This window comes from Streptomyces swartbergensis (assembly GCF_002148965.1).
Classification (GTDB): Bacteria; Actinomycetota; Actinomycetes; order Streptomycetales; family Streptomycetaceae; genus Streptomyces; species Streptomyces swartbergensis.
This window is the reverse complement of sequence record NZ_NGFN01000623.1, coordinates 1-2,201: the sequence shown is the minus strand read 5'-3', so window position 1 is coordinate 2,201 and position 2,201 is coordinate 1. Positions and strand designations below refer to the sequence as shown.

General features: G+C 69.8%; 2 protein-coding genes, 1 pseudogene and 1 riboswitch. All 3 genes and pseudogenes read right to left on the bottom strand.

All coding sequences use genetic code 11. The annotated features are described in order from the left end of the window. Positions 1-73: 73 nt before the first annotated feature. A riboswitch (cobalamin riboswitch) is annotated at positions 74-213 on the bottom strand. Between the two features lie 120 nt (positions 214-333). Further along, complete coding sequence (locus CA983_RS42940) at positions 334-555, bottom strand: hypothetical protein (protein WP_086606028.1); 222 nt, start codon at positions 553-555, stop codon at positions 334-336. A 34-nt stretch (positions 556-589) separates the two neighbouring features. After that, positions 590-1,834: an inorganic phosphate transporter gene (locus CA983_RS42935; protein WP_086606027.1), complete on the bottom strand. Its 1,245-nt coding sequence runs from the start codon at positions 1,832-1,834 to the stop codon at positions 590-592. A 145-nt stretch (positions 1,835-1,979) separates the two neighbouring features. Next, positions 1,980-2,123, bottom strand: a pseudogene (locus CA983_RS48680) (hydrolase); the annotation flags it as partial. Between the last annotated feature and the right edge of the window lie 78 nt (positions 2,124-2,201).

The window sequence follows — 2,201 nt, the reverse complement described above, 5'->3', positions numbered from 1 at the left end:
GGGTGGGGTACTGAACCTCGTTCGGCAGCCGCGCATGGCGATATGTCCTCACTCAGGGTGTCCACGCCCTGGTTCGACTAGACCGGCGGTGAGAGTTCCTGGCTCCCGGGGATCGCTACCCCGGTGACAGTGGCGGGACCGCGCCGGACTTCCACCGGCTTCCTCTCCTGCCGCCGTTACTGGCCCCGGCAGTCCACCACGGCCGGGAACAGCCGTCAACTTGCCGTTGACCTGCGAGGGGAGACTGTGGAGAAGCCCACACCGCCCCCTGCGCACACGACACCGGGCGGCACGGGACCGAAGCCCCGAACCGCCCGGCGGAAGTGACCGTGGTCAGGCCACGATCAGATAGATCCCGTATCCCACGGCCGCCGCACACGCCGCGAAGCACGCGTACGCGCCCGTCACGGCAAGCCCCGCGGAGCCGCCGGCGGCCACCGCCCGCTCGCGTCGGGACAGGCCGGTGATGCCGAGGGTGAACAGGCCCACCAGGGCCACGGTGACCACGAGGCTGACGCCGAAGACGGAGCCGAGGGCCGCCCAGTCGATCTTCATATCGGAGACTCTTCCTTGTTACCGGTCGGCGGGGTCAGACCGTGGTGGTCGTCGAGGGCGTCCGCTCGGCGGCGGCCTGGGCCGGGAACGACGGCACCGGGTCCTCCGTCGCGGTGCCGACCGGCGGCGGCGTCACCGCGGCCATCGCCGTGGTCACCACACCCGCCGGCTCCGCCTCGTCGGTGTCGTTGACGTTGGTGTGGTCGACGACCTCACGCCGCGAGATCTTCCAGATCGCCGCGCTGGAGGCGACGAGGAAGACGGCCACCACCGCGGTGCCCCAGCTGCCGAAGCCGGTGACGTACTCGGCGAGCGCGGCCACCAGGGCGGCCGCCGGCAGGGTCAGGCCCCACGCGACGAACATCCGCGTCGCCGTCGACCAGCGGACGACGCCGCCCTTGCGGCCGAGGCCCGCGCCCATCACGGAGCCGGACACGGAGTGGGTCGTGGAGAGCGAGAAACCGAGGTGCGAGGAGGCCAGGATGACCGTCGCCGCGCTGGTCTGGGCGGCGAAGCCCTGCTGCGGCCGGAGGTCGGTCAGGCCCTTGCCCATGGTGCGGATGATGCGCCAGCCGCCCAGGTACGTGCCGAGCGCGATGGCGACACCCGCCGACAGGATGACCCACATGGGCGGGTCCGAGTCGGGGGCGACGGCGCCGCCGGCGACCAGGGCGAGGGTGATGACACCCATCGTCTTCTGGGCGTCGTTGGTGCCGTGGGCCAGGGAGACCAGGCCCGCGGAGGCGATCTGGCCGGCGCGGTAGCCCTTCTCGGAGGCCTTGCCGTCGGCCTTCTTGCCGAGGGAGTACGTCAGCCGCGTGGCGAGCAGTGCCGCGAGGCCCGCGACCAGCGGGGCGGCGATGGCCGGGATCAGCACCTTGGTGACCAGGACGTCACCGTGCACCGCGCCGACGCCCGCCGAGGCGATCGTGGCGCCGATCAGGCCGCCCATCAGGGCGTGCGAGGAACTCGACGGCAGGCCGACCAGCCAGGTCAGCAGGTTCCAGAGGATCGCGCCGACCAGGGCGGCGAAGATGACCTCGGGGCGGATGCCGGCCTCGTCGACGAGACCCTTGGAGATCGTGTTGGCGACTTCCACGGACAGGAAGGCACCGACCAGGTTGAGGACGGCGGACATGGCGACGGCGACCTTGGGCTTCATGGCACCCGTGGAAATGGTCGTGGCCATCGCGTTCGCCGTGTCGTGGAAACCGTTCGTGAAATCGAACGCGAGTGCGGTTACTACCACAATCGCGAGGATCAGCGAGAAGCTTTCCATTTACCCAGGCAATCGTTCGAGGTCATTGGCTGGACGAACGTAGGTAACCCGAGTGAACGGAAGATGAACTGGGAGGGGCGCAGGGGTGTCCACAGTCGAGCGTTGCCGTTCCGCCCTGCTGTCAGGCTCCCCACGCCCCCAAGGGCTAGGCCCCGCGCACGAACTGTTTCAGTCGATCGAGTGACCCGTCGAAGAGATTCTGGTCACCCGGCAGGCTCCCGGAGCCGTTGTCGTACTGCCAGAAGGTCCAGGAGGTCCAAGATCTCCGGCCAAGAGGGATCTCTGCGGCTTCTGTGCCGAGGGCCTGCCTGGCAGGATCGCCGCATGGCTGAGCAGCGAGGCGACGGGCGGGGCACGGGGGACGTCC

Excerpts from the sequence above, each read along its gene's own strand:
- CA983_RS42940 (WP_086606028.1), bottom strand. The coding sequence starts at position 555 with ATGAAGATCGACTGGGCGGCCCTCGGCTCCGTCTTCGGCGTCAGCCTC.
- CA983_RS42935 (WP_086606027.1), bottom strand. The coding sequence starts at position 1,834 with ATGGAAAGCTTCTCGCTGATCCTCGCGATTGTGGTAGTAACCGCACTC.